The 6,000-nt window shown below is 39.3% G+C and carries 6 protein-coding genes; all 6 read right to left on the bottom strand.

The window, feature by feature from the left end:
• Positions 1 to 44: 44 nt before the first annotated feature.
• Positions 45 to 953, bottom strand: a complete 909-nt coding sequence (locus tag GKG43_RS19595) for a phage portal protein (RefSeq protein ID WP_129879684.1) — start codon at positions 951 to 953, stop codon at positions 45 to 47.
• A gap of 4 nt (positions 954 to 957) precedes the next feature.
• The gene (locus tag GKG43_RS19590; RefSeq protein WP_055152186.1) at positions 958 to 2,742 is read right to left on the bottom strand and encodes a terminase TerL endonuclease subunit; all 1,785 of its coding nucleotides are present in this window, start codon (positions 2,740 to 2,742) and stop codon (positions 958 to 960) included.
• 42 nt (positions 2,743 to 2,784) lie between these two features.
• The gene (locus GKG43_RS19585) at positions 2,785 to 3,267 is read right to left on the bottom strand and encodes a phage terminase small subunit P27 family (RefSeq protein ID WP_055152184.1); all 483 of its coding nucleotides are present in this window, start codon (positions 3,265 to 3,267) and stop codon (positions 2,785 to 2,787) included.
• Between the two features lie 586 nt (positions 3,268 to 3,853).
• A complete protein-coding gene (locus GKG43_RS19575; RefSeq protein WP_055152180.1) occupies positions 3,854 to 4,519 on the bottom strand; it encodes a hypothetical protein in 666 nt (221 codons plus the stop codon).
• 1 nt (position 4,520) lies between these two features.
• Positions 4,521 to 4,910 carry a hypothetical protein gene (locus tag GKG43_RS19570; RefSeq protein WP_055152178.1) on the bottom strand — a complete coding sequence of 130 codons (390 nt, stop codon included), beginning with the start codon at positions 4,908 to 4,910 and terminating at the stop codon, positions 4,521 to 4,523.
• Positions 4,903 to 5,745: a ParA family protein gene (locus GKG43_RS19565; RefSeq protein ID WP_055152176.1), complete on the bottom strand. Its 843-nt coding sequence runs from the start codon at positions 5,743 to 5,745 to the stop codon at positions 4,903 to 4,905. Before GKG43_RS19565 ends, GKG43_RS19570 begins: the two co-directional genes overlap by 8 nt.
• Positions 5,746 to 6,000 lie beyond the last annotated feature (255 nt).

The following is a 6,000-nucleotide window of genomic DNA, read 5'->3' as shown; positions in this document are numbered from 1 at the left end:
TGTTCCTTGTAACTTGTCCACCATATCAGTTCATTATAAAAATCTTAGATTTTTGTCTTGACAACTGAGCCACTATAGAATGCGCCTGCAATCTGAAGCGCTGAATATTTTTTCAGTTCAAAGAACTGCGCATCGGTAAGGTTCATTTTCAGCGGGGTAAGCTGCAGTCCCATTGGGACTGGGATTACCTTACCCGCATTCTGAGGGCCAGATAGAGAATCAGCAAACTTTTTCTGTAGCTGTCTGCGTTTTGCTTCATCTAAATCGCCAAGATACTGCATCGCCATGCTTGCAGTTAGTCCTTGTTCATACAATCGGTTCATAAACTTCTGGCTCTCCAGCGCTCCTCCGATTGTATCTTTCAGGATATTGCTTACAGGTTCTCCCATGATTCCATTCAGACTATACCAGGTTTTGAAATGCATCACTTCTGAACTCCTGAATAAATGCTGATCACCGCTCGTTTGATCGCTGTATTGGTAGTACAGTTCGCCCTTCCCTCCAAATACCCCAATGTCATCCATCAGGACAGCCACGTTGCTGCTCTGCATTAGCCATAGATCCAATGTTTTATATTCCCCTCCGTATTTCCCTGGTTCAAATTGGCGGCGGGCCCACACGTAGCTGTTCCCATAATGCTGACAGTTCATTTCTACCGATCCCCATAGTGTTGTCGGGGTCATGATGGGGTTTGGCCTTACTGTCAGCAGACGTGTCATTTCGTCCGGATCAGCACGTATCCGTCCACGCGCTGTATTCTGGTAGTATTTCAGCGGAAGTTTTCCGATTGTTTCGCTCAGCATCTTCAGACAGGTATAATAAGTCACCTCGCTTACCAGCTTTTTACTTGTGCCCGATATACCAAGCCATTCCAACAGCTCCTCACTATTTAAATCCACGCCGGTCCCGGTCAATGCGCTCCAGGCGTTTCTGATTCTGTTCCAAATATTCATATTTTTACCAGTCACTTTCTATAAATTTATCTATCTCATCTAAAAAGCTCGATGTGAACTCATGATAAATAGCCAGTTTAAATGCACACAGCACGGCATCCACCGGGTCAATCCTTTTAGTTGTCGCATCCTTATCAATCTTGATTAGCCCTTGGTTCTGCCGGATCACGGCATTGCTCATAGCATAATTCAGGAGCGGGTTGTATGTATACACAATATTCCGGCAGTAAGCCTGTTCCCGGAAGCCCTGTGTAGATTCATTCAGTGATTTGTGGCTCTGAAATACTTCTTCCACTATGTATCCCTCGTTCGAAAGATCCAGCATCAGCTTCGCCGCGTTGGCCGGGTCGAAGCATAGGCATTCTATTTCCCATCCATTCTCCCTGCATGTGTTCATGACATACTGCATAACTGCATTCTGGTCTACAATCGGCGTATTTGTTACCGTTAAGAATCCCATCCGCTCCCATGCGTCATAATCCACCTTGTCCTTCCTTTTCCGCTCGGCCATTTTCTCTCTATTTGGAATAAATGAATGCGAATACACTATATATTTGATGACTTCTTTCCCGGTGCTGTCATATTCACCTGACTGAAAAGGAATTATGAAGGCAACCGATGTTAAATCTATCTTTGCCGACATGTCAAAACCTACATAGACACTCATTCCCCTTGTGTTGATCGGGATCCCATTTACCTGGCACTTCTTCCATTTTGCCATATCCATGTATCCGTTTTCCTGTGCCTGTACCCAGACATTTAGCATCTTTGTCAGGAATGCGGTCATCTTTTCCGGGATTTCTTTGGCAATTTCAAAAGCCTCCCGTATTTTGGAACGCCCGTTTTCATAACTCATGCGGATAGGGTTTGCTTTCCACCAAAGCCGTTCATCTGCTATATTGTCCTGGTTCTCGTAATCATTCGGATCAAGTTCCAAAATGTCAACAAAATATGACTCATTCCATACATCCACGTCAGGATCCAGTATCCTGGAGCAGTATGCATATTCCTGCACATAACAAGGATATGTCAGATCTACTCCCGCAGTCGTAATGATCATGAGCAGGGACTCTTTTGTGTTCGCCCCCAACCCAAGGTCATAGAATTCTGTTGTCTGGTGCTGGTGATATTCATCCAGGATCAGTCCTGCGGGGTTGGTTCCATCACCTTTTTGCCCGTCCTCCTTACAAAGGGCTTTGATAAAGCTGCCAGTCTTAATGTGTTCAATCCGGTCACGGGTCAGCTTGAACTTAGAGCGGAGACTGGATCCATGAAGCATCAGCTGACATTCATTGAAAATAATTTTTGACTGGTCTCTTTTGGTCCCAGCCGTATAATACTCATATACCTCACCATTTTTTGTGGATTGGGTAGATATCTCATAGAGAGCAACCCCCGCCTCCATCTGGGATTTAGCGTTCTTCCTGCCAACCTCAATGAAACTCTGTTTGAACCGTTTCCGGCCTGTCTCCTCATGCCGCCATCCATATATCTGACAAAGGCAGAACCTTTGCCAAGGCGTTAGTATAATAGACTGGCCGGCTAAATCTCCCTTACTGTGCTTAAGCAGTGAAAACCAGTCAACAATCTTCTGTGCTTCTTCCTCGTCCCATATATATGGGAATGAGATTTCCTGCACATTTCTGGCTTCTGATTTTTTTATATCATCCAGAAACCGCCTGCAGGCCTGCTTATGCTTTTGGCAGCTTATATAATCCTCATTTTCCGTAAGCCTTGTGTCATTTAGGCATAGGCCTGCATATTCAATCAGCTGGTTAAGAATCGTCATACATCCTTTTTTCTCCTCACAAAAATAAGGCCTAGGGCGGCCTTAAATATTCCCAAACTTCTGTTTTATCATATCTTCTGTTTTTTCAGTTTTGGTTACTGCCGCTTTTAAACGGGAATCTATAGTAAGTCCGCATAAGGCAGCAAATCTGCGCATCTCTGCCGCATATCCTGCCTGGATGTCCACCATCGGGTTCTTCACGATAATTTTCCCGGTCCTTGTTTCCCTACTGATGCAGAATTCCTGATCTTTAAGGATCTCAGTTGCTTTAACATAGTTCGAATAAGCATTACAATAGCCGCCTAAATTTCCATAATCCAAGTTTCCAACGATTTCTATTTTCTTCAATTCCCTGATGATTCTGCGCCATTCTTTCTCTGCCACGTCATCAATGAGCCATCCTGGAGGAGTCCTTAAATGGTTGTTACCAACCGTTACTCCTGCTTCTTCCATCTCCTTATTCTGTTTCTCAACCAGTGTTAAATGGGCTTTCTGCATGTCAATCGGCTTCCTTGGTTTTCCCATGTAAATCCCCTCCTCCGTTTAGATTGCCAACTTTTTTATCGTATTCGGAGTTTTGCGTCAGATGTAGGGGACATGCGGTCAGCTGCAAATTTTAAAAACTTTTTTGGCCGCCCCTCCCCGCCCTATATTCCGAGAGCATATCCTGCAAAATCCTTTGTGTTCCGTTTTTATCTTTCCTGTACATCTGCTCAATCATGCTGTGTGTGTCATGATTTAGGCTCATAAGGTTTGTAATATCATTTCGTATCGACCAATTATCTCTTAACGGAATGATATGATGCACAGTATCTGCCAACTCAATCCGTCCTTCTGTCATGAATAGATAGACATCAATGCCTCCGTCTTCTTCCAGTGTCGATGCTCTTGTTAACTCCCACACCTTGCCGCTATAGTACTGTTTGCTTCTGTTGTCACGACTGTATCTATCATATTCCTTGTGTCTGCTCTTGGCGCATAGGCAAGTGCTGCCTGAGGGTATTCGCTGTCCGCATCTGCTGCATCGTTTGTATATTGGCACTATCACCACCTCACTATTCGTCGTTTTGTAGGTATAGAAAAAGCACCCTCGGTGAAGGTGCCTGTAATTCTACAAACTTTTATTATTTTTCGCATATACCTCATAAAGTTTTTTCCCTAGTAAATAGTAAAGAACTTCCTTTTGGTTATGAAATGCCGAACTTATCTGCATACATTCATTGTTTACTATAAACTTCTTACATGACTTATAGAAAGTGACCAATTGTTTAATCAACATTACTTTGTTCTCCATACTTAATTCATCCGATTTAACTATTTCTTCATAATATTGATACATTTTCAGATCTGCATTATAATTGCTGTGGATCACCTCACAACATTTTCCATATTCACCTTCAACATAATCGATAAATTCTTTAGAATATGTATACCTATTGCGTAGTTCAGTAAACATATTTCTTACACCCGTAGCATTAATATTTTCATATCTTAGTACCACTCGAACAAAATTCTCAATAACAGATCGAAAGAAAGTGTAATACACTCTCAATGATGACTTTTTAAAAGAATCCATAAGGCTAATCATATCCGTAACCAAGCAATTATAATAATGTTCTTGTTTCTTTTCTGGAAATGCATATGCCTTTTTTATAAACAATATCCCTTTTGCTATGCATGCTAAGTCTGTATCAGAAACGTCTTCCATTTTCACAAATGATATAAATTGATTGATATCTTCTTTGCAAACATCTACTTCTCTATACCTGTTCAACATATCATAATCCTTTTAGCCATTTTTCTAATTTCTTATTCTCATTTTTCTTTTTATTCTTTTTAGGTGTAGAAGACTCTTTGTTCATATCTTCAATGTCAATTTTATCTATGTATTTCAATATGTTTTCCTTAATATTTTCAATCTTGTCATCATCTAATTCTAATAATATGCGGCTTACTCTCGCCGCAATTAATGTTCGAGACCTGATTACATATTCTGGAAACTTAACTTTTAAAATATTATTAACAAATTCACCTACATCAGAATTTTTCTTTATAACATCTTTCTTTATAATTAACACAGTTATAATTCCAATTAAATCTATAATATCTAAATTTGTTTTCTTCAAATAATTGCGTATTATAGCGATATTATTACCCTGATTAATCATACGACTCAACCCTTTCCAAAAATTCTTTACAGATTATTTTTACATCTTCTCGTGATTTTTTATATTTTGATGAAATATTTCCTTGTAATCCTACTAATAAGTCATTAACATAGGATGCCATATTACTAAACATACCAATTTCTCTTACTATTTCATCTCTTTCGAAAGTATCTTTTAATTGTAAAGTTTTTTGCGTTAAGTCCTTTACCATTGTATATACAATTCCAAGTGGTTTTATTCCAATATCTTCATTATCATCTAATCTATCTATCACTTGCTTCAACAGTTTAATCCCTAAAATAGAATAGCGATCTATCCTGTTTGGTACTAAATAAAAATCAGAAGCAATAAGAGCTGCATCAGTATAAACGGAAATTGTTGGTGGACAATCAATAAAAATAAAATCATATGCATTTCGCAAGTCGTTTTCTTGAATAAACCTATTTACCTTCCTTGCTTTTGTTCCATCTTTATCACTTTCTACTAGAATAAGGTCAATAGTTCCTGGCAACAAATCCATATTATCGTTAAGTCTTACTATGACTTCACTTGGTAATGGCAAATCAATCTTTCTTGCTAATGTTGTCTGCGTTTCAAATAGACGCATTATAGTACGGTTCCCTTTCCCCTCGGAATAATCATTAAGATATTCATCTTCCATGTCAAATTCGTTAACTAAACTTTGTGTCGTGTTGAACTGAGGATCAAGATCAATAAACAAAATCTTTTTTTCACAGTAATTCGCTAAATATTCTCCTATACCAATACATAAAGTAGTTTTACCAACGCCACCTTTCATATTAATAAAAGATATGACTTTACCTTGACTTTCCATTCAATTCTCCCAAAACCTTTTCGTTAAATACACCACATTTTATATTAATAATACTCTATTTTATGATATAATTCAACAAAAAACGCCCCACACTTTCATGCAGGACGTTTTTCTATATGTGTATGAAGGAGGATCATACTTCCGAGAAAATCTTTATTGCGGCGGCAAATGAATTCTTAGCCTTTCGACCTACTCCTATTCAGGAACCCAGCCGCCTATACAGTACTGCCTTATTAATGCCCCAAGGGCTGTGTT

Origin of the sequence: Eubacterium sp. BIOML-A2 (genome assembly GCF_009680135.1) — a bacterium.
Lineage (GTDB): Bacteria > Bacillota > Clostridia > Lachnospirales > Lachnospiraceae > Faecalicatena > Faecalicatena contortus_B.
This window is presented reverse-complemented; position numbering and strand designations above follow the sequence as displayed.